The organism is Paenirhodobacter sp. (genome assembly GCF_050177655.1).
Classification (GTDB): domain Bacteria; phylum Pseudomonadota; class Alphaproteobacteria; order Rhodobacterales; family Rhodobacteraceae; genus Rhodobacter.
In genome coordinates, this window is sequence record NZ_JBFXGV010000023.1 from 1 (window position 1) to 24,052 (window position 24,052).

Genomic DNA, 24,052 nt, shown 5'->3' on the forward strand with positions numbered 1-24,052 from the left:
GAAGCGGCGCAGGAAAAGCGCGGCGGTGATCGAGCCCGCCATCCCGCCCGAGGGCGCGTTGTCGAGATCGGCGATACCCGGTTCGATCAAGGCCTCGTAGGGCGCCCAGAACGGCATCCGCCAGAGCGGATCGGCGAGTTTGTCGCCGGTGGCAAGCGCCGCGGCGAGATCGTCGTCATCGGTGTAGAAGGGCGGCAGATCGGGGCCGAGCGCGACCCGCGCAGCGCCCGTCAGCGTCGCCATGCAGCAGATCAGATCGGGGCATTCCTCGTCGGCGGCCGCAAGCGCATCGGCGAGCACCAGCCGCCCCTCGGCATCGGTGTTGTTGACCTCGACCGAAAGCCCCTTGCGCGAAATGAGCACGTCCTGCGGCCGGAACGCCTCCCCCGCGACCGAATTCTCGACCGCCGGGATCAGCACGCGCAGCCGCAACGCCAGCCCCGCGCCCATGATCAGATGCGCGAGGCCCAGCACCGTCGCCGCGCCGCCCATGTCCTTCTTCATCAGCCCCATCGAGGCGCCGGGCTTCAGGTTCAGCCCCCCGGTGTCGAAGCAGACCCCCTTGCCGACGAGCGCGAGATCGGGCCCCTCGGCCCCCCAGCGCAGCTCGATCAGCCGCGGCGCGCGGGGCGAGGCGCGCCCGACCGCGTGGATCATCGGATACCCCTCGGCGAGCAGATCCGCGCCCGCCACCACGGAGACCGCGGCGCCGTGGCGTGCGGCGAGAACGCGGGCCGCGGCCTCGAGCTCATCCGGCCCCATGTCGTTCGGCGGGGTGTTGATCAGGTCGCGGGTGAGCGCCTCCGCCTCCGCCATCAGCGCGATCCGCGCCGCGTCTATCCCCTCGGGCGCGACGAGCCGCGCGCCCGGCGCGGCATTGGCGGCGTAGCGGTCGAAGCGATAGCCCTCGAGCAGCCAACCCAGCGCCTCGGTCTCAAGGGTTTCGGGCGGAAGATCGGAGACCAGACGCCAATTGGCCGCCGGCAGTTTCGCCGCGGCCGCCGCCAGCGAAAAGCGCTGCCGCGCCCGTTTTCCCGCCGTGCCATAGCCGAACAGCGCCGCGGCGAGCGTGCCATCCGCCTGCGGCAGAAGGCAGATCGTGCCGAGCGCGCCGGAAAACCCCTGCGCCGCGGCAAAGGCGCGTTGCGCCGGCGTCAGATCGGCGGGCAGATCGCCACCCGCCTCGACCAGATGAAGCGGCAGCGCCGGCGCCCCCGGGTCGGCGAAGCGCATCGCGGGGCGGTCGGCGAGAATATCGGCAGGCATCGGCATCTCCGGGCTGGTCACCCCGCAAGCCTAGCGCGCCGGGCGGCGCCTGCAAGGCCTTCGCGGCAGCGCAGCATCCCTGGCCTGCCCACCGTGTCCCGGCCGCCGCCTCAGCCGCGCATGTCGGCGATGTCCCAGACCGCGGTGAGCGAGCGGTCCCCGATCCGCAAAAGCCGCGCCAGCACCGCCTCCTGCGAGATCCGGTCGCGCCGCTCCGCGCAGATCTTCAGATCGCGCGCCACCCGCACCAGCGAGGCCATCCCGACCTGCCCGGCGAGCAGGATGATCTCCTCCAGCCCGCGGTCGAAGACCTCGCGGCGCGTTTCCTGCGCCGCCTGTTTCACCGCGACCAGATGCAGCGCGATATCCTCCATGGCGAGGGCGATCACCCGCTCCGCCCCGACCTGCCCCAGCTCGGCATAAAGCGCGACAAGCCGCTCCGCATCGAGCCGCACCGGCTCCTCGATTCGCATCTTCCTCAGTTCAGACACCCCACACCTCCGTTCCGCGGGCCCATCCCGCACCCGGCCCCCGCGGCCAGGGTCAACCTGCGCTGCAAGTTTCAAGAAAAGGTTGAGCCGCGCGAAAAATCCCTCGCTCTCCGCAGCGCGGCGGCCTATCTAATCCGGAGCATTTGAAGGGGATGATGATGAAAGATCATGTTCGGCCTTTGCCCGGTTACCTCGTGACCCGGTACCATGGGTGGAAAGCCACGACCCATGCGGAAAACCTCGCCTGGTATCGCAAGCTTGCCGGCGAAGGGCAGCGCCCGCGCGCGATGGTGATCTCCTGCTGTGATTCGCGGGTGCATGTGACCTCGATCTTCGGCGCGGACACCGGCGAGTTCTTCATTCACCGCAACATCGCCAACCTCGTGCCCGTCTTCAATCCCGACGGCGACCACCACGGCACTTCGGCCGCGGTCGAATATGCGGTGCGCTCGCTCAAGGTCTCGCATCTGATCGTGATGGGCCATTCCCATTGCGGCGGAGTGCAGGGATGCCACGCGATGTGCTCGGGCCATGCCCCTGAACTCGAAGAGAAAACCTCCTTCGTCGGCACCTGGCTCAACATGCTGCGCCCGGGGTTCGAGCGGGTCAAGGATCTGCCCGAGGCCAATCAGATCACCGCGCTCGAGAAGGAATCGGTGGTGATCTCGCTCGAGAACCTGATGACCTTCCCCTTCGTGCGCGCGGCGCTCGACGCGGGCGAGATGACGCTGCACGGGCTGTGGCAGGACGTCGGCGAAGGCGCGCTGCTGCAATACGACCCGGACAGCGGCGATTTCGAGCCGGTCTGAAACGAAGCGAGAACGATTCACCTCGCCTTAAGCTTAATGGGCCAGTCTTGGCCCATGACCCAACATCGACTCGTCACCCTCCGCCTTCCCATCGACCTCATCGCCCGGATCGAGGCGCTGGCCCGCGCCAGCGAGCAGACCCCGGCGGAGACGATCCGCCAATCGCTTGCCACCGCGCTGCGCGACAGCGACGCGCCGATGCCGCGCGGCGAGATGCAGGTGATCGCCACCGCCTTCGACCGGGCGCAGGGCTGGCTCGACCTGCAGGCGCGGTTGCGCAAGGCGGGCTTCGTGCTGCGCCTCGATGGCGACGGCCTCAACCTGCATGAATGGCCCTCGGACCGCTTCGTGGTCCGGGCCGAGGATCTCGGTCACTCACTGACCGAGCTGACCTTGCAATACCGCGCCCCCTTCCCCGGGGCCCTCGTGCTCCGGGCCGGCTTCCGCAGCGGGCGGGAGCGGGGGCGCGACAACGGGCAGGCCGCCTGAAGGCGCCTGCCCTGCCGCCAGAACGGCGGCAGGATCGGGTTTGCGGCGCGGGAATCGGCGCCCGGAAACCCCGCCCGGCCCGGAGGGCAGAACGCGCCTCCGGGGGCCGGGCGGTCCTTTGGCTCTGCGCGCGAGGATCTGCGCGCGAGGGCGCATCCTGCGGCGCGTCAGGCCTGTCGCCGGGCGGCGGCTATGCCGTGGAAAGCCGGCGGGCTACCGCCGGCCCGGTTACTGCAACACCTGATCGGCGGGCCAGCTCAGCGTGGTCTCGAGCCGGATCACCTGCGTCTTGCCGGCGCCAAGATCGAGGGCCCACATCAAAAGGCCCCGCTGGTCGTCGTAATCGCGCTCCGTCTCGGCCGGTGTCGCCTTGTAGGAGATCTTCAGATCCTCCTGTTCGGAATAGGGCACGCGGTCGATCACCCGCAGCGGCCAGTCGCGCGCGGTCAGGTTCTCGACCGTGATCTCGGCCACCTCGCGCCGCTCGTTCGACTTGGAAATGATCCCGCGATCGCCCTCGTTCGCCTCCGGGATCACGCGCTTCAGCTTCAGCCCGTCGATCGCGCCGAAGCCAAGCCGCAGCTTGTCGCCCGCGGCCACCAGCGGCAGATCGGCACCGCCCACCACCGCGCCGTCGAGCCAGAGCACCGCCGGCCCCGGCAGCAGCGGCTCGGCCCCGTCGTTGCGCCCCTCGACCACGCGATAGGCGGTCTCGTCCCCCATCGGCACCGCCTCGGCCAGCTGCGTCACCTTGCGGTCGAGATGGTCGAGCTTGAGCCGCAGATCCTCCACCCCGTCGCGGATATCGACCGCCGCGGGGTAGTGATAGGTCACCGTCTCGCCCTGCATCTGCATGTCCATCCCGGCGATCACCGGCGCCGCCTCGATCGCCGGCTCGATCAGATCCTCGCCCGCCGCCATCGCCCGTTTCGGCGCCGCCATCATCACCACCGGCGGCGCGGGCGGGCCGATCCGGCGCAGGTCGGGCCAAAGCGCGGAGGGCTCGCTGCGCTCCGAGGGCCGCGCGGTCGAGAGCGTCAGATCGACGCCCGACCAGTCCTCCCCCGTCGCCTGATGCACCGAAACGTAACGGTCGATGCCAAGGCTGTCGCCGTCACTCGCCAGCCGCAGATCGTAGCTCGGCGCCCAGCCGGCGTCGTCGACATAGGTCGTCACCGTGACCGTGCCGGGGCCGGAAACCATGACGCTCAGCGTCTCCCCCACCGTCTCGGGATGTTCGAGCGCGGCGAGCGCCTTTTGCGCCCGCTCCAGCGCCTCGCGATCGGGTTTCAGCGCGAGATCGGCGGCGCGCGCCTCCGCCTCCGCGGCGATCCGCGCCTGATCGGCGGCGAGCACCCCCTCGCCCACCGTGGCGGCCAGTTTTGCGATCTGGTCGGGCGCCACGTTCTGCGTGTCGAGCCCGCGCAGGAAGGCGATGCGCGCCTCCGCCGCGGCGGCCTTGGCGCGGATCGCGGCGACCCCGTCCTGCTTTTCGGCGAGCGCCGCGGTGAGCCGCTCGACCTCCGCACGCGCCGCCGCGATCGCCGGATCGGCCTCCTTGCCCAGCGCCGGATCGCGCCCGTCGATCAGCCGCACCGCGCCGATCTCGAGCCCCTCGCCCGCGACGCGCAGCGCCGCGATATCGGTGCCCGCGGGCAGGTTCGGGATCAGCACCTCGCCCGAAGTGCCCGCCGGCACGGTGACCGCGCGCTGCACCTGCGCCCCCCAGGGGAACAGCGTGACGGCGGAAATCTTCGCGCCAAGCTCGGCCGGCGCGGCGAACAGCGCGGCGGGCGCGCAGGCAAGACTGAGAAATGCGATCGTCGAAATGCGAACCATGAAACCCTCCCGGTTTGACCGGATCAGGGTCGCCGGGAAGGGCCGCAAAAGCAAGAGGGCGCCGGGTCACGGCGCCCTCACGTTCAGGTCAGGGGAGCGGAGTTTCGCTGGTGCTCGGGCGTTCGCCCAAGGCACCCGGCCCTTCGCTTGCGCTCCGGGCGTTCGCCGCTTTGAACGCTCCACTGGAGCGTTCAATCCCGACGCGTTGCGCCGGGACCGCGGCTCACCCCTTCTTAAGACACCGATTGCCCAGCGTTTCCGCGATCTGCACCGCGTTCAGCGCCGCGCCCTTGCGCAGGTTGTCGGACACGCACCACAGGTTGATGCCGTTCTCGATGGTGCTGTCCTGGCGGATGCGCGAGATGAAGGTCGCGTAATCGCCCACGCATTCCTTCGGCGTGATGTAGCCACCGGGCTCGCGCTTGTCGACGACCATGACACCGGGCGCCTCGCGCAGGATGTCGCGCGCCTCGTCCTCGTCGAGGAATTCCTCGAACTCGATGTTGATCGCCTCGGAATGGCCGACGAAAACCGGCACGCGCACGCAGGTCGCGGTCACCTTGATCTTCGGATCGACGATCTTCTTCGTCTCCGCGACCATCTTCCATTCTTCCTTGGTCGAACCATCGTCGAGGAAGACGTCGATATGCGGGATCACGTTGAAGGCGATCTCCTTGGTGAACTTCTTCGGCGGCACTTCCGAGGTCGGGTTGTAGACGGCCTTGGTCTGCTCCCAAAGCTCGTCCATGCCTTCCTTGCCCGCGCCCGAGACCGACTGATAGGTCGAGACGACGACGCGCTTGATCCGCGCGCGGTCGTGCAGCGGCTTGAGCGCGACGACCATCTGCGCGGTCGAGCAGTTCGGGTTCGCGATGATCATCTTGTTTTTGTAGTTCTCGACCGCTTCCGGGTTCACTTCCGGCACCACCAGCGGGATCTGCGGGTCGTAACGGTAGAGCGAGGAGTTGTCGATCACGACGCAGCCCTGCGAGGCCGCGATCGGCGCGTATTTCTTCGTCGCATCGGAGCCGATCGCGAAGAGCGCGATATCGTAGCCGGTGAAATCGAAGCCCTCGATGTCCTTGGTTTTCAGGGTCTTGTCGCCATAGCTGACCTCAGTGCCAATGCTCCGGCGCGAAGCCAGAGCGATAACCTCATCGGCAGGGAACTCGCGTTCCGCAAGAATGTTCAGCATTTCGCGACCCACGTTGCCCGTGGCGCCCGCGACGACGACCTTGTAGCCCATCAGGGACCTCCTTGCTCAAAAGCAGGCAGCCCATATCGGAAACTGCACGATTTGCAAAGGGATTCCCGATCAAATCGCGCGGGTGATGCGCGAATCCCGCGCGATCAGACCGGTGACGAACTCCGCCTCGGCGGAGAAGTCATGCGGCACCTGTTCCGCCGTGCGCCGCCCCGAAAGCGAGAGCGAGGCGAAGAAGTCGAACCCATAAAGCGTGAGCCGCGAAAGACCCGATCGCGCGAAAAGGTCGATCAGCATCGCCCCGGTGGTCGGCGGCGCGCCGAAACCGGCGGCAAGCGCCGCGTAATCGGGAAGCGGGTGGAGGTAGAACCCCGGGCTCGTCGCGGTGGCGTAATCGAGCCGCTTGCGCTTCGGGCTCATCCAGAGGAAGCGCCCCGGCGCAAGCCGCGCGCGATCGGCCGCATCGAGCGCGGTGGCGAGCGCGAGCCAGTCGGTGCGGCTGCCGTGGCTTTCGGGCGCGGGCATCGGCGCGCGGTTGATCCGCACGACAAGATCATGGCCGTCGATCGCCGCGCCGTGGCGGCTTTCGGCCAGCGCGCGCGCATTGCCGACAAGCGCGACCGAACGCCCGCCCAGCGCCGCAAGCAGCTCCGCCTGCGGGATCGAGAGCGCGGCGAGCGGCGCCTCGCGGCGCAGCGTGCGGGCGAGGAGAAATTCGAACCGGGTCATGCGAGGAGCTTGCGGTAAAGCGCGACGAGCGCCGCCGCCTCGTTCTCGATGCGGAAATTCGCGAGCACATGGGCGCGGGCCGCCGCCCCCGCCGCCGTGCGCATCGCGTCATCGTCGAGGAAAGGTTCGCAGGCCGCGGCCAGCGCCGGAATGTCGCCCGGATCGACCAGCGCCCCGGTTTGCGGCGTCACGATCTCCTCGAAGGCACCGACGCGCGTCGCCACCACCGGCACGCCGCAGGCCATCGCCTCGAGCGGCGTCAGCCCGAACCCCTCCCAGCGCTGCGGCGCGACGTAAAGGTCGAGCACGCGATACCAGTCGGCCATCCGGTCGACGGTGACCTCGGGCGGAAACAGGATCCGCCCCTCGAGCCCCGCGCGCGCCACCTTCGCCTTCAGCCTCGCGAGAAACTCGCCCTGCCCCTCGGTCGCGCGCCCCATCACGAGGGCACTCACCCCGGGCCGCGCGGGCAGAAGCCGGATCATCGCGTCGACGAAGGCATCCGTGCCCTTCTGCGCGCGGATCCGTCCGTAACAGCCGACGAGCACCCCTTCGGGCAGGCCCAGCCGCGCACGTAACGCGGCGCGATCCTCGGGCGGGGTAAAACCCGTCGTGTCGATCCCGTGCAGGATCACATGCGCCGGCCGCTCCAGATAGGCCGCCGTCCGCGAAGATGTCGCCACCACCTCGTCCATCTTCGAGATCAGCCATTTCGTGTAGCCGGTGTGGCGGCGCTGGCTCGCCGAGGTGAAGACGAACTTCAGATCCATGAAGAAAAAGCGCCGCAGGATCAGGCCGAGCATCATCTCGGTGTTGCGCCGCGCATGCCAGACCCGGCGCCGGCGCGGCAGGAACGGCAATTTCGCCAGCGCCACATGCGGCACCTCGGGCGGCAGGCCGGGGCCGGTCGCGACGATGCCGATGCTCCGCGCCTGGATCGGCACGAGCCGCACCACGGTCGCGGTCACGCCCGACAGGCGGCGTTTCAGGTTCGGGGCGATGACTTCGATCTCGGCGTTCTGCATGCCCGCCTTCTAGCGCATCGTTCCGGTGCTGTCGCGGGCGAAGCGCGGCCATCCGCCGGCTTGCACCTCACCTCTTCGCGCGCGACACTTAGGCAAAACGGAGGGGGCGATGGATCTGACACGCGCGACGCTGCGGCTTTACTTCGGCAAGCTCGTTTTCGGCCCAGGCAAGGCCGACCTGCTCGAGGCGATCGCGGCGGAGGGCTCGATCTCGGCCGCGGGGCGGCGCATGGGGATGAGCTACAAGCGCGCCTGGAGCCTCGTCGAGGAGATGAACGCGGGTTTCACCGAGCCGCTGGTGACAAGCGCGCGCGGCGGTGCCCATGGCGGCGGCGCGCATCTGACCGAGGCCGGCGCGGCGGTGCTCGCCGAGTATCGCCGGCTGATGGCGCGGCTTGCCGAGGAGGGCGCGGGCGAGATCGCCGCGATCGGCGCGCGGATCCGCAGCGATATAGCCGAGCGGAAATAAGGCTTGCCCGGCGCGCACCCGATTGCTTATGTTCGACGGAACATAACGCATTCAGGGAGAGAGAGATGCGTCCCACCCGCTTTGCCGCCCCGCTGGTCACGCTGGGCCTGCTCCTGCTCGGTGCCACGACCGAGGCGCGCGCCGCCGATCCGGTCGTCTTCGCCGCCGCCTCGATGAAGACCGCGCTCGACGAGATCGCCGCCGACTGGGCGGCCGAGGGCCATGCCGCGCCGGTGATCTCCTATGCCGGCTCCTCGGCGCTGGCGAAGCAGATCCTCGCCGGCGCGCCCGCCGACATCTTCATCTCGGCGAACGAGAAATGGATGGACGAGGTCGAAAAAGGCGGCGCGCTGGTGCCCGACACGCGGCGCGATCTGCTCGGCAATGCGCTCGTGCTCGTCGGTCATGACGCGGGCGACGTGGCCCTTGCCGATCTGCCCGCGACGCTTGGCGAAGATCACCTCGCGATGGCGCTCGTCGAGTCGGTGCCGGCCGGGCAATATGGCAAGGCCGCCTTCGAGAGCCTCGGCCTCTGGGCCGAGATCGAACCCCATGTCGCGCAGGCCGACAATGTGCGCGCCGCGCTCGCCCTCGTCGCGACCGGCGAGGCGCCCTATGGCGTCGTCTACGCGACCGATGCCGCGGCGGAGCCGAAGGTCCATGTCGTCGCGACCTTCCCCGAGGAGAGCCACCCGCCGATCACCTATCCGGTGGCGCTCCTGAAGGACGGGCCCGCGACCGAGGAGGCGAAGGCCTTCCTCGATTATCTCGGTTCCGCTAAGGCTGTGGGGATCTTCGACGCGCAGGGGTTCACCATCAAATGACACAAACGGGCACATGACATGCTCGGCCCGGAAGAGCTGACAGCGCTTCTGCTTTCGCTCAAGGTCGCCACGGTCGCCGTGGCGGCCTCGCTGCCTTTCGGGGTAGCGGTGGCGCTGCTGCTCGCGCGCGCACGCCTGCCCGGGCTCTGGCTCGTCAATGCGCTCGTGCATCTGCCGCTGATCCTGCCGCCCGTCGTCACCGGCTACATGCTGCTCCTCTCCTTCGGGCGGAAGGGGCCGGTGGGCGGGCTGCTCTACGATCTCTTCGGCTTCACCTTCGCCTTCCGCTGGACGGGCGCGGCACTTGCCGCCGCGGTGATGGGCTTTCCCTTGATGGTGCGCGCGATCCGCCTCGCGATCGAGGCGGTCGATCCGAAACTCGAGGAGGCCGCCGCCACGCTCGGCGCCTCGCGGCTTGCGATCTTCGCCACCGTCACCCTGCCGCTCATCCTGCCCGGGGTGATCGCCGGCGGCATCCTCGCCTTCGCCAAGGCGATGGGCGAATTCGGCGCGACGATCACCTTCGTCTCGAACATCCCCGGCCAGACCCAGACGCTGCCCTCCGCGATCTATGCCTTCCTCCAGGTGCCGGGTGGCGAGAGCTCCGCCGCGCGTCTCGCCCTCGTCTCGGTCGTCGTCGCGATGGGCGCCGTGCTCGCCTCCGAGCTCATCGCGCGCCGCGTCGCTGCTCGCATCGGGGGCCGCGATGGCTGAGCTCGAAGTCGCCCTCACCCAGGATTTCGGCGGCTTCGCCCTGAACGTCGCCTTCGAGGCGCCCTCGGGCGTCACCGCGCTCTTCGGCCCCTCGGGCGCCGGCAAGACGACGATCGTCAACGCCGTCGCCGGGCTGACGGTGCCGCAACAGGGCCGCGTCACCGCGCGCGGCACGCTGCTCCTCGACACCGCCGCCGGGGTGAACCTGCCGCCGCGCCGCCGCCGCGTCGGCTATGTCTTTCAGGAACCACGGCTTTTCCCGCATCTGAGCGTGCGCACCAACCTGCTTTACGGCGCTCATTTTGCGCCGAAAGGGGCCGAGGGCCCCTCCTTCGACCGCGTGGTCGAGATGCTCGGCATCGGCGCGCTGCTCACCCGCCGCCCCGGCGCGCTCTCCGGCGGGGAAAAGGCGCGCGTCTCGATCGGGCGCGCGCTGCTCGCGAAACCGCGGCTCCTGCTGATGGACGAACCCCTCGCCGCGCTCGACGCCGCCCGGCGCGAGGAGATCCTGCCCTTCCTCGAGGGGCTGCGCGACGCCGGCCTGCCGGTGCTTTACGTCTCCCACGCGATCGCCGAGGTCGCCCGCCTCGCCCAGACCCTCGTGCTGATCGAGGGCGGCAGGCTCCGCGCCGCCGGCCCCGCCTCCGAGATCCTCGCCGACCCGGCGCTTGCCCCGCTTCTCGGCGGCGGTGAAGCCGGCACGATCCTCGCCGCGCGCATCGCCGAGATCGCCCCCGACGGGCTCATCCGCCTCGAGACCGGCGCCGGCCCGGTCTGGGTGAGCGAGGCGCCCGGCGGCCCCGGCGCGGCGCTGCGCCTGCGCATCCACGCCTCCGACGTGATCCTGAGCCGCACCCGCCCCGAGGGGCTTTCGGCGCTCAACATCCTGCAGGGCACCGTCACCCGGATCGAGAACGAGCCAAACGGGCGCGCCTTCGTGCAGCTGAAACTGGGGGAGGAGGCGCTGCTCGCGCGGCTCACGCAACGCTCGGTCGCGGCGCTCGGCCTTGCGCCCGGGGTCGCGGCGCATGCGATCCTGAAGACGGTCGCGGTCAGCCGCGACGACCTCGGCGGCGCGTGAAACACGACCTTGGCGGCGCGTAATTCCCAATAAAAACAAGGCGCGCGGGGGAGGGAATCCCCGCGCGCCGTGGCCCTTGCGGGCCGGCCCGGGACGGAGCCGGGCCGTTAAACGTCAGCCGTCAGTTCGCGACGGGCTCCGCCGCCTCGACCGCATCGACGCGCTTCGCCTCGACGGTATTCGTGCCGGCAATCTCGATCCGGCGCGGTTTCAGCGCCTCGGGCACCTCGCGCACGAGGTCGATATGCAGCATGCCATCGGCATTGCTCGCGCCCGTGACCTTCATGTGATCGGCCAGCGCAAAGCGGCGCTCGAAGGCGCGGGTGGCGATGCCGCGGTGCAGATAGGTCCTGGCCTCGGCCTCGTCGGTCTTGCGGCCGGCCACGATCAGCGCGCCCTCGCGCAGCTCGACGTTCAGCTCCTCGGGGGCGAAGCCCGCGACGGCGATCGAGATGCGATAGGCGTTCTCATCGGTCTTTTCGATGTTGTAAGGCGGGTAGGTCGGCTGCGCCACATCGGCGGCGAGCACCCGGTCCATCAGGTCGGCGACGCGGTCAAAGCCGACGGTGGCACGATAAAGCGGCGAAAAATCAAAGCTGCGCATGGGTTCATCCTCTCTTGAGCGATGTCTCGATGCCCTCCCCTCCGGGGCCGGGCGGTTACCCCGGGGCCCGTCATGGCGCCCCGGATGAGAGGAATCTGGGAAAGCCCCCGGGGCGTTTCAAGACCCCTGCGCGCCCGCAGGCGGCAAAATCAGGGGCGCACGAATTTCGCCCCGCCCGCGCGGGTTTCGTGCAGCGCGTCGCCGGTGGGCGGCGCCTCGATCTCGGCGCGCAGATCCTTCACCCCGTCGACGAGTACGCCAAGCGAGACCGGCGCGCCGCGCAGCTCCGCCTTCGCCGAGACGACCGAGACGATCCGCGGCACCCCGCCCCGCATCGCGAAGATCGGCGAGCCGGAGGCGCCGAAATCGGCGGTGCAATTCATCAGCACCACCCCCGCCTCGCGCTTGAGCACGGCGCACATCGACTGCAGCGCCGGCGCCTCGGAGCGGTCATGCGCATAGGAGACGACGCCGACCTGATCGCCCTCCCCCGGGCCGCTGTCGATCTCGAAGGGTTTCACCTGCGGCAGCCGGATCGGCGCATCGAGCTGAACGAGCGCCAGATCGGAGGCGACGCGGTCGAAACGCTCCGGCCCCTGATAGCTGTAATTCGGCGCGGTGATCGCGCGGCGTGCACCGCGATAGGCCACCGCGCGGCCATTGCGCCAGCCGGCGCGGAACTCGATCTGACCGGCCTCGATCATCTGCCCGGTGATCCGGTCGTAAAGGCAATGCGCCGCGGTGAGCACGAGATCGTCGGAAATCAGCGTGCCGGTGCAAAAGCTGCCATGGCCAAGGTCGAGCCGCCCGACCGCCTCCCAGCCGCGGCTGTCGGTGCCGGTCGAAAGCAGCTGCAGCCCGCTTTCGAAGGCGCCCGCGGGGGCCGCGCCGAGCGCAGTCAGCAGAGCGGTCAGAATCGGGGCAAGGCGGCGCATCGGGTCTCCTCGGGGCTTTGCCGAGGTTTAGCCCGGCGATCGGGCGAGATTAAGGCAAATTCGACAGGCTCGCCGGTTTCGGTCCGCCCGTCGCCCAGTCGATCAGCTCGACCGTATGCACGACCGGCACCCCCGTGCCCGAGCCGATCTGCACCATGCAGCCGATATTGCCCGCCGCGATCAGATCGGGCGCTTTCGCCTCGAGCGTCGCGACCTTGCGCCGCTTCAGCTCCTCGGAAATCTCGGGCTGGAGCAGATTGTAAGTGCCCGCCGAGCCACAACAAAGATGGCTGTCCGCGGGCTCGACCACCTCGAAGCCGACCGTCTTCAGAAGGTCTTTCGGCGCGCTCTTCACCTTCTGGCCGTGCTGCAGCGAACAGGCCGCGTGATAGGCGACGCGCAGCCCCTGCGGCGCCTGCGCGGGCACGCCGATGCGCGCGAGGAATTCGGTCACATCGGTGGCGAGCGCGGCAACCTTCGCCGCGTCTTCCGCCAGCGGATCGCCCGCGAAGATCGCGCCGTAATCCTTCACCGTCGTGCCGCAGCCCGAGGTGTTGATGACGATCGCATCGAGATCGCCCGCCGCCAGATAGGCGCGGATGTTGCGCGCGGCCTGCGCATGGCTTTCGCCGGCGCGCCCCATGTGATGGCTCAGCGCGCCGCAACAGCCGAGATTTTTCGGCACCACCACCTCGCAGCCAAGCCGCCGCAACAGCCGGATCGTCGCGTCGTTGATGTCGGTGTTGAGCGCCCGCTGCGCGCAGCCGATCTGCAGCGCGACACGGTATTTCCGCGCGCCCTGCGCGGGAAACACCTGCGCCCGGTCATTGGGCGAGACCGGCGGCAACCGCGCCGGCGCCATCGCCAGCATCGCGCGCAGCCGCGCATCGGGCACCAGCCGCGCGAAGGGTTTCGCCAGCCGCGCCCCAAGCATCGCCAGCCGGAACCGCCCCGGATGCGGCACGATCTTCGCCAGCACCCAGCGCAGCATCCGATCCGTCAGCGGCCGCCGATAGGTCCGCTCGACATGCCCCCGCGCCTGGTCGATCAGATGCATGTAATCGACGCCCGAGGGGCAGGTCGTCATGCAGGCAAGACAGCCAAGGCAGCGGTCGATGTGCCGCGCCGTCTTCGCATCCGCCGGCCGCCCGCTCTCGAGCATCTCCTTGATGAGGTAGATCCGCCCCCGCGGGCTGTCGAGCTCGTCACCCAGCACCTGATAGGAGGGGCAGGTCGCGGTGCAAAACCCGCAATGCACGCAGGCGCGCAGGATCTTGTTCGCGCGCGCGATTTCCGGGTCGGCCAGCTGTTCGGCGGTGAAATTCGTCTGCATCAGGCACGGATCCCCGGATTGAAAAGCCCCTTCGGGTCGAACCGCGCGCGCAGCCCGGCGCTGAGCCGCGCCACCGGCGCGGGCTCCGGATCGAAGGCCGCAAAATCCCCGCGCAGGCAGGTCGCATGGCCGGTATAGGGCGCGGCCTGCGCCCGCACATCGGTGCCCTCGGGGACAAGCGCCCAGATCAGCCCCCCGCCCCAATCAAGCACCACCTCGCCGCCAAGCCGCGCCGCGATCGCGGGCGCCTCGGAGGGCTTCACCGAGAACCGCCAGAGATCCCCGGCCCGCCCATGGAACGGCCGCACCGCGGCCAGATCCGCCCAAAGCGCGGCCGAGCCCTCCCGCTCCACCCGTGGCGCGAACCGCGCAAGCAACTCGGCCAGCCGCCCCACGCGATAGTCGACCGACTCGGCCAGCCCCTCGACGCGGAGGATCGCCCCCACGCCCGGCAGCCAGCCCGCCCCGCTCACATCCCAGGGCGCGCCCAGCGCCGCGCTCAGCGCCGCCACCGCCTCCGGCACGGCCAGATCCATCACCAGCGTGGCCTGCACCGGCGCCACCGGCAGCAGTTTGAACGCCACCTCGCTCAGCACGCCGAGCTGCCCCCAACTCCCCGCCATCAGCTTCACGAGGTCATAGCCGGTGACGTTCTTCATCACCCGCCCGCCATTCTTGACGACAGTGCCGGCGCCATCGACAAAGCGCACCCCGATCAGGCTGTCGCGACAGGCCCCCGCCTGCACCCGCCGCGGGCCGGAGACATTCGCGGCGACCACGCCGCCGATCGTGCTCCTGCCGTCACGCCCCAGAAGCGCCCCCCAGTCCGCCGGCTCGAAGGGCAGCCGCTGGCCGTGCTCCGCCACCGCCGCCGCGATCTCGGCAAGCGGCGTGCCCGCCCCGGCGATCAGCGTAAGCGCCCCCGGCTCGTAAAGTGAAATCCCCGAAATCGCGACCTCGAGCGGCGTGCCACCCACCCGCGACGGCGCCCGCGTTCCCCCGCCAAGGATCCGCAGCGGCCCTTGCGCATCCCGCACCGCCTCCGCCAGCTCGCTCTCACTCACAACCCTCATGCGCCCTGCTTTCATCTTGCCCGAAATACCTCGGGGTCCGGGGCAGCGCCCCGGCGCTTTCAACCCGCGCGCCGCCCGGCACTCACGCCCAGCGGAAACACCTTCGCCGCATTGAGCAGCCAGCCCGGATCGAAGACATCCTTCACCCGCATCTGCGCCTCCAGATCGGCGCGGGAGAACTGCACCTCCATCAGATCGCGCTTCTCGATGCCGACGCCATGCTCCCCGGTCAGACACCCCCCCGCCTCGACGCACAGCTTCAGGATCTCGGCGCCAAGCCGCTCGCAGAGCTCCTGCTGCCCGGGCTCGTTGGCGTTGTAGATGATGAGCGGGTGCATGTTGCCGTCGCCCGCGTGGAACACATTGCCGACCTCGAGCCCGAATTCGCGGCTCAGGATCGCGATGCGGCGCAGCACCACCGGCAGGCTCGAAACCGGGATCGTGCCGTCGAGGCACATGTAATCGCCCTTCTGCCCCATCGCGCCAAAGGCCGATTTGCGGCCCAGCCAGATCCGCGCCGCCTCCTCGGCCGAGCCCGCCTCGCGGAACTCGACCGGCTGATGGCGCGCGGCGATCTCGCGGATCAGGCCAAGCTGCTCGGCGATTTCCGCGGCGCTGCCCTCGCATTCGACGATGAGCAGCGCCTCGCAATCGGGGTAACCGGCGTGGCAGAAGGCCTCGGTCGCCTCGATGCAGGGGCGGTCCATGAATTCGATCGCGACCGGCAGGATCCCCGCGCGGATAATGTCGGCGACGCAGGCGCCGGCGATCTCGTTTGCGGAAAACCCGATCAGCACCGGGCGCGCGCCCTCGGGCTTTGGCAGGATGCGCAGGCAGGCCTCGGTCACGATGCCGAGCTGCCCCTCCGAGCCGCAGATCACGCCCAGCAGATCGAGCCCGCCCGCATCGCAGAACGGCCCGCCGATCTCGACCACCTCGCCCGCCGTCGTGACGAGCGTGACACCCAGCAGGTTGTTCGTCGTCACCCCGTATTTCAGGCAATGCGCGCCGCCCGAATTCATCGCGATATTGCCCGCGATCGCGCAGGCGAGCTGGCTCGACGGATCGGGGGCGTAGAACCAGCCGTCGCCCTCGATCGCGCCGGTGACGGAAAGGTTCGTCCGCCCCGCCTCGACCCGGACGAAGCGGTTCTCGTAATCGACCTCGAGCATCCGGTTCATCCGCGCGAGGCCAATGACCACCGCATCGGCCGAAGGCATCGAGCCACCGGCCAGAGACGTCCCCGCCCCCCGCGGCACCACCGGCACGCCCATCTCGGAACAGATCTTCAGCGCCGCCGCGACCTCGGCGGTGGTGCGCGGCAGCACCACGGCGAGCGGCAGGCAGCGATAGGCGGACAGCGCGTCGCATTCATAGGCGCGGGTCTCGGCCGGATCGTCGATCACCGCGTCGCGCGGCAGCGCCGCACGCAGACGCGCCACGATCTCGGCCTTCGCGCCCAGAACGCGCGGGCTGGGAATCGGCATTTCCATGAGACCCTCCTCCAGGCTGGTCAAAAAATATAACCAGTTTTGCCATCTGGCAAGGAATCCTTCCGCGCGCTAGCCTGCGCCGATGATGACCTCACTTCACATCGGCCCGCTCGGCCTGCTCGATCTTGTCGCCGCCGCGCTCCTGCTGGGCGCCTGGCTCTGGATCGGCTGGATCACCGAGAACCCGCCCGCCCATCGCCCCTCGGTCGGCAAGCTGATGGAGGGCTATCGCCGCGCCTGGATGCGCGAATTCGTCACCCGCAAGCCGCGGATCTTCGATAGCGCGATGATCGACGGGCTGAGGCAATCGACCACCTTCTTCGCCTCAACCGCGCTGGTCGCGGTGGGCGGCGGGCTCGCGCTGATCGGCAAGCCCGAACAGGTCACCGCGCTCGCCTCCGATTTCGCGCTCGGCGATGCGCCGCGGCTGCTTTGGCAGGTGCGGATCCTGACCGCGGTGCTGTTCGGCGCCAATGCGTTTTTGAAATTCGTCTGGTCACACCGGCTCTTCAGCTATGCCGCGATCGCGATGGCGGCGGTGCCGAACGACGAGAGTGACCCGCTCGCCTACCCCCGCGCGGAGCAGGCGGCGCGGCTGAACGTGAATGCGGCGAAAAGCTTCAATCGCGGGCTGCGGGCGGTCTATTTCGCGCTCTGCGCGCTCGCCTGGCTGCTCGGGCCGCTCGCCCTGATCGCGGCAGTGCTGTTCACCACCGGCATGCTCTGGCGGCGCGAGTTCGCCTCGAGTGCGCGCCGCGCGCTGCTCGAGAACCCGCCGCAATAGGGGGCGCTGCCCCCGTCCTTCGGACTCCCCCGGAGTATTTCGGCCAAGAAGAAGGCCCCCTTTCATCTTGCCCAAAATACCTCGGGGGTCCGGGGGCAGCGCCCCCGGCCGGTTCAGGCGCGCCGCCGCCCGCGCCCCTCGACCATCCAGGCCGCGAGCGTCAAAAGCGCGGCCATCACCAGCCAGGCCCAGGCTGGCAGCACCGGCGTCACCCGGATGTCGCTGGTGGCCGAAGCCGCGCGCGGGGTGATACCGATCCAGCCGCGCCCGACCGAGGGCCGGCCGGACCGCACCGCGCGGATCGCCGGAATGCCCTCCTCGATCCGGCTCACGCCGCCGCCCGAAGCCGCGATCGCGGCGGAAAGCGGCACGTCGGAGGCGATCGTCTCCTCGAACTCGCGCGGGCTCGCCGGGCCAAGCGCCACGACCCGCTCGAGATCGCCGTCCTTCAGCCGGTAGAGCCCGGCCTCCGGCGCGACCCAGGTCACGGCGAAACGCCCCGGCCCGGCCGCGGTGAGCGGCAGCTCCTGCGTGGTGCCATCGGGCAGAGTAATGGTGACCGGCGGCGCCTTGTCCGCCATCGTGCGCCGGGTGATGGTGAGCGCGAGCGAGCCGGGATCGACCTCGGCCTGCAGCGCCTCCTCCTCGAGATCGGGCTCCTTCATCGCCCAATGCGCGATCCGGCGCAGCAGTTCGAGCTGCGGCCCGCCGCCCTCGTAACCGCGATCCCAAAGCCAGGCATGATCCGAGGCGAGGAGCGCCACGCGCCCCTTGCCTGCGCGGTTCAAAATCAGCAGCGGCTCGTCCTCCGCCCCCTTCATCACCACCTCGCCCTGCGCCCCGCTCAGCTCGATCTGGCGCAGCCAGCGGCCCCAATGGGCCTTGCCCGGGTCACCCTCGGGCGGTGGCGCGCCCTCGAGCCCCGCGGTCACCGGATGGCGCAGGCCCAACTCGGTCGGGCGCGGCAGATAGGCCTCGGAGATCACCCGCCCGGTCGGACGCGCGGGCAGGATGTCGCCCAAGGGCGTCTGCCAGAGGCTTTCCACCGTGGCAAACTCCGGCCCCGCCGAGACCAGCACCGCGCCCCCGCGCTCGACATAGTCGCGGATATTGCTGAAGTAGCGCGGCGGCAGGATCCCGCGCTCGCCGTAGCGGTCGAAGATGATCAGATCGAACTGGTCGATCTTGTCGATGAAGAGCTCCTGCGTCGGGAAGGCGATCAGCGAGAGTTCCGAGACCGGCACGCCGTCCTGTTTCTCCGGCGGGCGCAGGATGGTGAAATGCACGAGATCGACGCCCGCGTCGGATTTCAAGAGGTTGCGCCAGGTGCGCTCGCCCGCGTGCGGCTGGCCCGAAACCAGCAGCACCCGCAGCCGGTCGCGCACGCCGTTGATCTGCACCACCGCGCCATTGTTGCGGTCGGTGAGCTCCCCCGCAACCGGCGCGATCGCGAATTGCACGACGTTCTGGCCGCCATGTTCGAGCTTCAGCGGCAGTTCCAGATCGCGCCCGACCTCGACCTGGTAATGTTGCGGCTCCGCCCCGTCGATCGCGATCGTCAGATCGGCCGACTTGCCGGCGGCGGCGGGCACCCGGCCCTGATCCTCGACGCGCAGCCGGATCGCGGTTTCCTCGCCGATGATGCCGAAGGCGGGCGCCGTCTCGATCACCAGACGCCGGTCCCAGTCCTTCGCGTGGCCGGTCAGGACAAGCTGCAAGGGCGCGGGCAGATCGGGCGCGAGTTGCGCATCATGCGCCTGCCCGTCGCTCACCACGATCGCGCCGGCGACGCGGGCGCGCGGCTCGGCGGCCAAGGCCTCGGCCAGCGCCGCGCCGATCTCGGTGCCCGCGTTTTTCGCGCCGTCGCGGACGGTGATCCGGCGCAGCTCGGTATTGGGCCGGGCCAGCACCTCGGCGGCGAGCTTTTCCACCGCGCGATCAGTCTGATCCGCGCGATCGGCCAGCGTCTGCGAGGCGGAACGATCGTCGAGCAGCAGCACGATATCCGAAAGCGGCGTCTTTTCCTCGCGCTGGAAGGAGGGCTGCGCGATGGCGGCGAAAAGCAGCGCGAGCGCCAGCGCGCGCAGCGCCCAGCCGCGCAGCCCGCGCCAGAGCGCGAGCGCCAGCAGCAACACCGCCAGCGCCGCCCCCGCACCGATCACCGGCCAGGGCAGAAGCGGCGCGAAGATCATCGACAGCCCGCTCATTGCCCGAGCCTTTCCAGAAGCGCCGGCACATGGACCTGGTCGGATTTGTAATTGCCGGTCAGCACATGCATCACGAGGTTCACGCCAAACCGCCAGGCGATCTCGCGCTGCCGCTCCCCCGCCGAGCCACGGCCGAGCGGAAACATCGGCTGGCCGACGTCATCCACCGCCCAGGCGGCCGCCCAATCGTTGCCGCCGATCACCACCGGCGTCACCCCGTCGTTGAGGTTGCGAAACGGCATGCCCTCGGCCTGCTCGGCGTTTTCCGGCGCCGCCTCGACCCAGATCGGGCCATCGTAGCGGCCGGGAAAATTCTGCAAGAGGTAAAAGGCGCGGGTCAGCACGTGATCGGCCGGGATCGGTTCGAGCGGCGGAATGTCGAGCGGCGCGGCGATCGCCTGCAGCCGCCGCCCGGCCTCCGTCGCCGTGCCCATGCCGGCAAGATCGGCGTCGCGCGTGTCGAACAGGATCATCCCGCCGCCGCGCAGATAGCGGTTGAGCTTGGCATAGACCGCCGGGCTCGGCGCGGCCTCATTCGCGACGACCGGCCAATAGATCAGCGTGAACAGTGCGAGATCGTCGGTCTCAAGGTTCAGTTCCATCGGGTCCGAGGGCTCGACCGTGGTGCGGCGGGTGAGCACCTGGCTCAGCCCCCGCAACCCCGCCATCGAGACGCGATCTACGGCGACATCACCACTCGGCACATAGGCGAGCACGACGTTCGAGGCGGCCTCGATCGCGCGGTCGATCGGCATCGTGTCGGCCTCCTGCGCGCGGGCCTGCGGCACGGCGAGGCCAAGCGCCAGCACCGCGATCAGCGCAGCCGTGGCACGCGGCCCGCGCAACCGCCCCGAGACGGCAAGCGAAGCGAGAATGTCGAGCATCAGCGCGCCAAGTGCCAGCGCCAAAAGCAGCCCCTTGAGCGGCATTTGCCGCGGCGCCTCCACCCCCTCGACCGGCACGTCGAGCGGCCAGACCGTCATGCCCAGCGCCCGCCCGCGGGCCAGCGCATTGAGCGCGACGCTGCGCTCCTCGGCGGCATAAAGCCCGGGGGGCAGCGCGGGGCCCGGCGGATCGTCGGCGAGTGCCGCGCCCGGCACGCCGGCGGCGCCCTCGGCCGTGTCGAGCCGCCCGAACCCGTCGAGAAGTTTCTTCGGCACCCAGGTCTGGCCCGCGAGATCCTCGGCCTTCGGCGCCGCGGGGCGTGTGGAAACTGCAAGCCGTTCGAGCATCTGCGGGAAAAGGCCCGAAAGCGGCAGCGTCGACCATTCGGCATTTGCCGTGACGTGGAAAAGCACGATCGCCCCCTCGCCGAACTCCGCCCGCGTCACCAGCGGCGTGCCGTCGGCAAGTGCGGCGATGGTGTGGGAGGCCAACTCCGGCCCGGGTTCGGCCATCACCTGCTCGGTCACCGTCACGTCGTCGGGCACGGTGAGCCCGGCGAAAGGCGAGCCGTCCGGGAAGGGCGCAAGCCGGCGCGGCTCGCCCCAGCTCATCGTGCCGCCGACCGAACGCCCGCCCTGACGCAGCCGCACCGGCAGGAGCGGATCGCCCGCGGTCTCGGCGGCCGCCAGCCGCGGCCCGGCGAAGCGGATCAGCATGCCGCCCTTTTCCACCCAGTCGGCGAGCGCATCGGCCTCGGGCGCCTCGCCCAGATCGGCGAGGATGATGACATCGGGGTTCGCCTGCAGCGCATCGGCGAGCGTGCCGTCGATCAGGTCGGCCGTCGGCGCCAGCGCCTCGCGCAGGTAATGCGTCGGCGCGAGCAGCTCGAGCCCCTCGCGCGCGGCCGACGACGAAATCAGCGCCACCTTGCGCCGCTTCACCGCATCGTCGGTCAGGCTCACCGCCCCGGCCGAACGAATGCCCGCCACCTCGAACCGGCTCACCCGGTTGCGCAGCTCGGGCGGCAGATCGAAGACCGCCTCCCCCGCCGCGGTATTGGTGAGCTTCACCGTCTCGCGCGCAAGTTCCCGCTCGATCCCCGCCGGGTCCGGCCCGATCGCGGCGATCTCATATTGCGCACTCACCGGCGCGGCGAGGTAAAGCGGCACGCGCACCTTCGTGCCCTCGACCTGCGCCGGACCAAGCGCCAGCGCCGGCGCCGCGGGCTGCCAGACGCGCAGCGCGCCGCGGGCGCGGAGGGCGTCGAGCACCGGCTTGCGCGCGGCGCGGTCGAGCCCGTCCGAAAGCCAGAGCGTGTCGAAATTGCCCGGCGGCAGGATCTTCGCGGGGTCGAGATCGGCGGCCGGCTCCCAAGGTTTGGGCGCAAGGCCCGGAAGCTGGCTTTCAAGCTCGGCGGCATTGGCGAAGACGGGCGGCGCGGGCGGCGGATCGGAGAGCGAGACGATCGCGGCGGGGCGCCCGGCGGCCGCCGCCCCGGTCAGCGCGCGGGAGATCCGCTCGATCCGGCGCGGCCAGTCGCGGGCGGAGGGCCAGCCGCCATCCTCGACGATCAGAAGCGGCCCCTGCCCCGGCGCGACCGGCGTCGGGTTCAGCACCGGGCCGGCGAAACCCACGATCGCGGCCGCAAGCGCCAGAAGGCGCAGCGCCAGCAGCCACCAGGGCGTGCGCTCGGCCTGCTGCGTCTCGTCGGGCAGGCCGATGAGCAGCGCCACCCCCGGGAAGCGGCGGCGGATCGGCGCGGGGGGCGTCGCACGCAGGAGCCACCAGAGCAGCGGCAGCGCCACGAGCCCCAGCAGAAGCCAGGGCGCGGTGAAGCCGAGCGGGCCGAAGACGCTCATCGCGCGCCCCTTTCGAGCGCGCCATGCAACCAAAGGAGCGCCGCCTGCGCCGGCGCGCCGGTGTGATGGGTGGAAAACTGCCAGCCGGCCTTGAGCGCGAGATCGGCGAGCCGCGCGCGTCGCTCGGCCAGCCGCGCGACGTAGCGCGCGCGCAGATCGCCCGCCTCACGCGTCTCGTGCCGCAGCCCGCCCGCCATCGATTCGAAGATCGTGCGCCCGTCGAAGGGGAAATCCTCCTCCGCCGGGTCGAGCACCTGCACCATCACCCCGCTCACCCCGCGATCGGCAAGCGCGCCGAGCGCCCGTTCGATCGCGCCGAGATCGCCGAAGAAATCCGAAAGAAACACCGCCCGCGCCTGCGCCGCGATGCCGGTCACCTCGGGCGCGCCGTAATCCGTGGCGCCCGCGTCGGAGGCCAGCACCGAGGCCAGCGTGACAAGCTGCGCGCGCCCGGGCCGCGGCGGGGCGAGCGGGCCGGTGAGCCCCACCCGTTCGCCAGCGCGGATCGCGAGCACCGCAAGCGCCAGCGCCAGAACCTGCGCGCGCCCGGCCTTCGTCGGGCGGGCATGGCGCCCCGAGGGCGCGCCGGAAAACCGCATCGAGGCGGCGTCATCGACCCAGAGATGCAGCGATTGCGCCAGCTGCCATTCGCGGTCGCGCACGAATTGCGCATCCGACCGGGCCGAGCGGCGCCAGTCGACGAAGCGCGCCGCGTCACCCGAATGCGCCGGGCGGTATTGCCAGAATTCCTCGCCCGGACCTGCGCGGCGCCGGCCATGCCCGCCCATCTGCACCGTCGCGGCCAGATGCTCCGCCGCAATGAGCAGCGCAGGCAGCGCGGCGCCTTCCTCCGCCTGACGGCGCAGGGACAGGGCGGCGTTGTCCTGGGGCGAAAGGCTCACGCAGCGGCCTCGGCCTGATCGCCGAGCACCTCGGCCAGCACCCGCGCGATCACCTCGGAAAGCGTCTCGCCACGGGCGCGGGCGGCGAAGTTGAGCGCCATGCGGTGGGTGAGCACCGGACGCGCCAGCGCCGCGACATCCTCGACCGAAGGCGCCAGTCGGCCGTTGAGCAGCGCGCGCGCCCGCACGGTGAGCATCAGCGCCTGCGCCGCACGCGGCCCCGGCCCCCAGGCCAGCGCCTCGCGCGCGATCGCGCGCGCCTCGGGTTCGCCCGGGCGGCAGGCGCGCACCAGATCGAGGATCGCCTCGACCACGCTTTCGCCGACCGGCATCCGCCGCACCAGCGCCTGCGCCGCGATCAGTTCCTCGGGCGAGAAAACGCGGATTGCCTCCGCCTCGGTGGCGCCCGTCGTCGCCAGAAGAATGTCGCGCTCGGTCGCGCGGGTCGGATATTCGACATCGACCTGCACGAGGAAGCGGTCGAGCTGCGCCTCGGGCAGCGGATAGGTGCCCTCCTGCTCGATCGGGTTCTGCGTGGCAAGCACATGGAAGGGCGGGCCCAGCGGGCGATGCACGCCGGCGACCGTCACCTCCCGCTCCTGCATCGCCTGCAACAGCGCGGATTGCGTGCGGGGGCTGGCGCGGTTGATCTCATCCGCCATCAGCAGCTGGCAGAACACCGGCCCCTCGAGGAAGCGGAACGCCCGCGTGCCATCAGCCGCGGTTTCCAGCACTTCGGAGCCCAGAATATCGGCGGGCATCAGGTCGGGGGTGAACTGGATCCGCCCCGGGTTCAGCCCCATCACCGTGGCGAGCGTGTCGACGAGCATCGTCTTGCCCAGCCCCGGGAGGCCCACAAGCAACGCATGCCCGCCCGAGAGCATCGCGGCGAGCACCAGCTCGACCACCCGCTCCTGCCCGATGAAGCGGCGGTTGATCGAGGCGCGCGCCGCGCCAAGCTTCTGCCCCAGGGTTTCGATCTCGCCGATCAGGTCTTCGGTCTCGGTCATGACAGGGGCTCCCTTGCACTCTATGCT

At 70.2% G+C, this 24,052-nt stretch carries 22 protein-coding genes; 7 read left to right on the plus strand and 15 right to left on the minus strand.

The window, feature by feature from the left end; genetic code table 11:
* Nucleotides 1-1,266 (minus strand): leucyl aminopeptidase family protein (locus AB7U46_RS09855; protein ID WP_428336794.1); only part of this gene is annotated, 1,266 nt, incomplete at its 3' end.
* A 110-nt stretch (nucleotides 1,267-1,376) separates the two neighbouring features.
* Entirely contained in the window at nucleotides 1,377-1,757 is a 381-nt protein-coding gene (locus AB7U46_RS09860) for a hypothetical protein (RefSeq protein ID WP_428336795.1), read from the minus strand.
* 158 nt (nucleotides 1,758-1,915) lie between these two features.
* Between AB7U46_RS09860 and AB7U46_RS09865 the strand changes: the two genes are divergently transcribed.
* Entirely contained in the window at nucleotides 1,916-2,566 is a 651-nt protein-coding gene (locus AB7U46_RS09865; protein WP_428336796.1) for a carbonic anhydrase, read from the plus strand.
* Between the two features lie 54 nt (nucleotides 2,567-2,620).
* Complete coding sequence (locus AB7U46_RS09870) at nucleotides 2,621-3,055, plus strand: ribbon-helix-helix protein, CopG family (protein ID WP_428336797.1); 435 nt, start codon at nucleotides 2,621-2,623, stop codon at nucleotides 3,053-3,055.
* Nucleotides 3,056-3,283: 228 nt separating this feature from the next.
* On the opposite strand, the gene AB7U46_RS09875 is transcribed toward AB7U46_RS09870, so the two are convergent.
* The 4 genes from AB7U46_RS09875 to AB7U46_RS09890 all read right to left on the minus strand — a co-directional run bounded on the left by AB7U46_RS09875 (nucleotide 3,284) and on the right by AB7U46_RS09890 (nucleotide 7,852).
* Nucleotides 3,284-4,894 (minus strand): mucoidy inhibitor MuiA family protein, encoded by a 1,611-nt coding sequence (locus AB7U46_RS09875; RefSeq protein WP_428336798.1) that lies wholly within the window; start codon nucleotides 4,892-4,894, stop codon nucleotides 3,284-3,286.
* Between the two features lie 223 nt (nucleotides 4,895-5,117).
* Complete coding sequence (locus AB7U46_RS09880) at nucleotides 5,118-6,140, minus strand: aspartate-semialdehyde dehydrogenase (protein ID WP_428336799.1); 1,023 nt, start codon at nucleotides 6,138-6,140, stop codon at nucleotides 5,118-5,120.
* Between the two features lie 69 nt (nucleotides 6,141-6,209).
* Nucleotides 6,210-6,827, minus strand: a complete 618-nt coding sequence (locus tag AB7U46_RS09885; RefSeq protein ID WP_428336800.1) for a glycosyltransferase family 29 protein — start codon at nucleotides 6,825-6,827, stop codon at nucleotides 6,210-6,212.
* Nucleotides 6,824-7,852, minus strand: coding sequence for a glycosyltransferase family 4 protein (locus AB7U46_RS09890; RefSeq protein ID WP_428336801.1), 1,029 nt, complete (start codon nucleotides 7,850-7,852; stop codon nucleotides 6,824-6,826). Before AB7U46_RS09890 ends, AB7U46_RS09885 begins: the two co-directional genes overlap by 4 nt.
* A 109-nt stretch (nucleotides 7,853-7,961) precedes the next feature.
* Here AB7U46_RS09890 and AB7U46_RS09895 point away from each other — a divergent pair, with 109 nt between their 5' ends.
* The 4 genes from AB7U46_RS09895 to modC all read left to right on the plus strand — a co-directional run bounded on the left by AB7U46_RS09895 (nucleotide 7,962) and on the right by modC (nucleotide 10,940).
* Nucleotides 7,962-8,321 (plus strand): winged helix-turn-helix domain-containing protein, encoded by a 360-nt coding sequence (locus tag AB7U46_RS09895; RefSeq protein ID WP_428336802.1) that lies wholly within the window; start codon nucleotides 7,962-7,964, stop codon nucleotides 8,319-8,321.
* A gap of 65 nt (nucleotides 8,322-8,386) precedes the next feature.
* Nucleotides 8,387-9,145, plus strand: coding sequence for a molybdate ABC transporter substrate-binding protein (modA, locus tag AB7U46_RS09900; protein WP_428336803.1), 759 nt, complete (start codon nucleotides 8,387-8,389; stop codon nucleotides 9,143-9,145).
* A gap of 18 nt (nucleotides 9,146-9,163) precedes the next feature.
* Nucleotides 9,164-9,859: a molybdate ABC transporter permease subunit gene (modB, locus tag AB7U46_RS09905; protein ID WP_428336804.1), complete on the plus strand. Its 696-nt coding sequence runs from the start codon at nucleotides 9,164-9,166 to the stop codon at nucleotides 9,857-9,859.
* Nucleotides 9,852-10,940: a molybdenum ABC transporter ATP-binding protein gene (modC, locus tag AB7U46_RS09910; protein ID WP_428336805.1), complete on the plus strand. Its 1,089-nt coding sequence runs from the start codon at nucleotides 9,852-9,854 to the stop codon at nucleotides 10,938-10,940. Before modB ends, modC begins: the two co-directional genes overlap by 8 nt.
* Nucleotides 10,941-11,061: 121 nt before the next feature.
* Here modC and AB7U46_RS09915 read toward each other — a convergent pair whose 3' ends face one another.
* The 5 genes from AB7U46_RS09915 to AB7U46_RS09935 form a co-directional block, all read right to left on the minus strand.
* Nucleotides 11,062-11,544 carry an Hsp20 family protein gene (locus tag AB7U46_RS09915; RefSeq protein ID WP_428336806.1) on the minus strand — a complete coding sequence of 161 codons (483 nt, stop codon included), beginning with the start codon at nucleotides 11,542-11,544 and terminating at the stop codon, nucleotides 11,062-11,064.
* 149 nt (nucleotides 11,545-11,693) lie between these two features.
* Nucleotides 11,694-12,479, minus strand: coding sequence for a trypsin-like serine peptidase (locus AB7U46_RS09920; protein ID WP_428336807.1), 786 nt, complete (start codon nucleotides 12,477-12,479; stop codon nucleotides 11,694-11,696).
* 49 nt (nucleotides 12,480-12,528) lie between these two features.
* Nucleotides 12,529-13,812, minus strand: coding sequence for a glycolate oxidase subunit GlcF (gene glcF, locus AB7U46_RS09925; protein WP_428336808.1), 1,284 nt, complete (start codon nucleotides 13,810-13,812; stop codon nucleotides 12,529-12,531).
* Nucleotides 13,812-14,885, minus strand: coding sequence for an FAD-binding protein (locus AB7U46_RS09930; RefSeq protein ID WP_428336809.1), 1,074 nt, complete (start codon nucleotides 14,883-14,885; stop codon nucleotides 13,812-13,814). Before AB7U46_RS09930 ends, glcF begins: the two co-directional genes overlap by 1 nt.
* A gap of 59 nt (nucleotides 14,886-14,944) precedes the next feature.
* Nucleotides 14,945-16,378 (minus strand): FAD-linked oxidase C-terminal domain-containing protein, encoded by a 1,434-nt coding sequence (locus tag AB7U46_RS09935; protein ID WP_428336810.1) that lies wholly within the window; start codon nucleotides 16,376-16,378, stop codon nucleotides 14,945-14,947.
* Between the two features lie 82 nt (nucleotides 16,379-16,460).
* Here AB7U46_RS09935 and AB7U46_RS09940 point away from each other — a divergent pair, with 82 nt between their 5' ends.
* Entirely contained in the window at nucleotides 16,461-17,162 is a 702-nt protein-coding gene (locus tag AB7U46_RS09940; protein WP_428336811.1) for a DUF599 domain-containing protein, read from the plus strand.
* 113 nt (nucleotides 17,163-17,275) lie between these two features.
* Here AB7U46_RS09940 and AB7U46_RS09945 read toward each other — a convergent pair whose 3' ends face one another.
* From AB7U46_RS09945 to AB7U46_RS09960, 4 genes are read right to left on the minus strand one after another with little or no spacing between them, the layout of a single operon-like run.
* Nucleotides 17,276-19,369: a hypothetical protein gene (locus AB7U46_RS09945; RefSeq protein WP_428336812.1), complete on the minus strand. Its 2,094-nt coding sequence runs from the start codon at nucleotides 19,367-19,369 to the stop codon at nucleotides 17,276-17,278.
* A complete protein-coding gene (locus AB7U46_RS09950; protein ID WP_428336813.1) occupies nucleotides 19,366-22,113 on the minus strand; it encodes a DUF4159 domain-containing protein in 2,748 nt (915 codons plus the stop codon). The genes AB7U46_RS09945 and AB7U46_RS09950 overlap by 4 nt, the downstream gene beginning before the upstream one ends.
* A complete protein-coding gene (locus tag AB7U46_RS09955) occupies nucleotides 22,110-23,015 on the minus strand; it encodes a DUF58 domain-containing protein (protein WP_428336814.1) in 906 nt (301 codons plus the stop codon). Before AB7U46_RS09955 ends, AB7U46_RS09950 begins: the two co-directional genes overlap by 4 nt.
* A complete protein-coding gene (locus tag AB7U46_RS09960; protein ID WP_428336815.1) occupies nucleotides 23,012-24,025 on the minus strand; it encodes an AAA family ATPase in 1,014 nt (337 codons plus the stop codon). Before AB7U46_RS09960 ends, AB7U46_RS09955 begins: the two co-directional genes overlap by 4 nt.
* Between the last annotated feature and the right edge of the window lie 27 nt (nucleotides 24,026-24,052).

Excerpts from the sequence above, each read along its gene's own strand:
- AB7U46_RS09885 (WP_428336800.1), bottom strand. The coding sequence starts at position 6,827 with ATGACCCGGTTCGAATTTCTCCTCGCCCGCACGCTGCGCCGCGAGGCG.
- glcF (WP_428336808.1), bottom strand. The coding sequence starts at position 13,812 with ATGCAGACGAATTTCACCGCCGAACAGCTGGCCGACCCGGAAATCGCG.
- AB7U46_RS09960 (WP_428336815.1), bottom strand. The coding sequence starts at position 24,025 with ATGACCGAGACCGAAGACCTGATCGGCGAGATCGAAACCCTGGGGCAG.
- AB7U46_RS09945 (WP_428336812.1), bottom strand. The coding sequence starts at position 19,369 with ATGAGCGGGCTGTCGATGATCTTCGCGCCGCTTCTGCCCTGGCCGGTG.
- AB7U46_RS09930 (WP_428336809.1), bottom strand. The coding sequence starts at position 14,885 with ATGAGGGTTGTGAGTGAGAGCGAGCTGGCGGAGGCGGTGCGGGATGCG.
- AB7U46_RS09915 (WP_428336806.1), bottom strand. The coding sequence starts at position 11,544 with ATGCGCAGCTTTGATTTTTCGCCGCTTTATCGTGCCACCGTCGGCTTT.
- AB7U46_RS09890 (WP_428336801.1), bottom strand. The coding sequence starts at position 7,852 with ATGCAGAACGCCGAGATCGAAGTCATCGCCCCGAACCTGAAACGCCGC.
- AB7U46_RS09950 (WP_428336813.1), bottom strand. The coding sequence starts at position 22,113 with ATGAGCGTCTTCGGCCCGCTCGGCTTCACCGCGCCCTGGCTTCTGCTG.
- AB7U46_RS09875 (WP_428336798.1), bottom strand. The coding sequence starts at position 4,894 with ATGGTTCGCATTTCGACGATCGCATTTCTCAGTCTTGCCTGCGCGCCC.
- modB (WP_428336804.1), top strand. The coding sequence starts at position 9,164 with ATGCTCGGCCCGGAAGAGCTGACAGCGCTTCTGCTTTCGCTCAAGGTC.
- AB7U46_RS09880 (WP_428336799.1), bottom strand. The coding sequence starts at position 6,140 with ATGGGCTACAAGGTCGTCGTCGCGGGCGCCACGGGCAACGTGGGTCGC.
- AB7U46_RS09865 (WP_428336796.1), top strand. The coding sequence starts at position 1,916 with ATGAAAGATCATGTTCGGCCTTTGCCCGGTTACCTCGTGACCCGGTAC.
- AB7U46_RS09940 (WP_428336811.1), top strand. The coding sequence starts at position 16,461 with ATGATGACCTCACTTCACATCGGCCCGCTCGGCCTGCTCGATCTTGTC.
- AB7U46_RS09935 (WP_428336810.1), bottom strand. The coding sequence starts at position 16,378 with ATGGAAATGCCGATTCCCAGCCCGCGCGTTCTGGGCGCGAAGGCCGAG.
- AB7U46_RS09920 (WP_428336807.1), bottom strand. The coding sequence starts at position 12,479 with ATGCGCCGCCTTGCCCCGATTCTGACCGCTCTGCTGACTGCGCTCGGC.
- AB7U46_RS09870 (WP_428336797.1), top strand. The coding sequence starts at position 2,621 with ATGACCCAACATCGACTCGTCACCCTCCGCCTTCCCATCGACCTCATC.
- modA (WP_428336803.1), top strand. The coding sequence starts at position 8,387 with ATGCGTCCCACCCGCTTTGCCGCCCCGCTGGTCACGCTGGGCCTGCTC.
- AB7U46_RS09895 (WP_428336802.1), top strand. The coding sequence starts at position 7,962 with ATGGATCTGACACGCGCGACGCTGCGGCTTTACTTCGGCAAGCTCGTT.
- modC (WP_428336805.1), top strand. The coding sequence starts at position 9,852 with ATGGCTGAGCTCGAAGTCGCCCTCACCCAGGATTTCGGCGGCTTCGCC.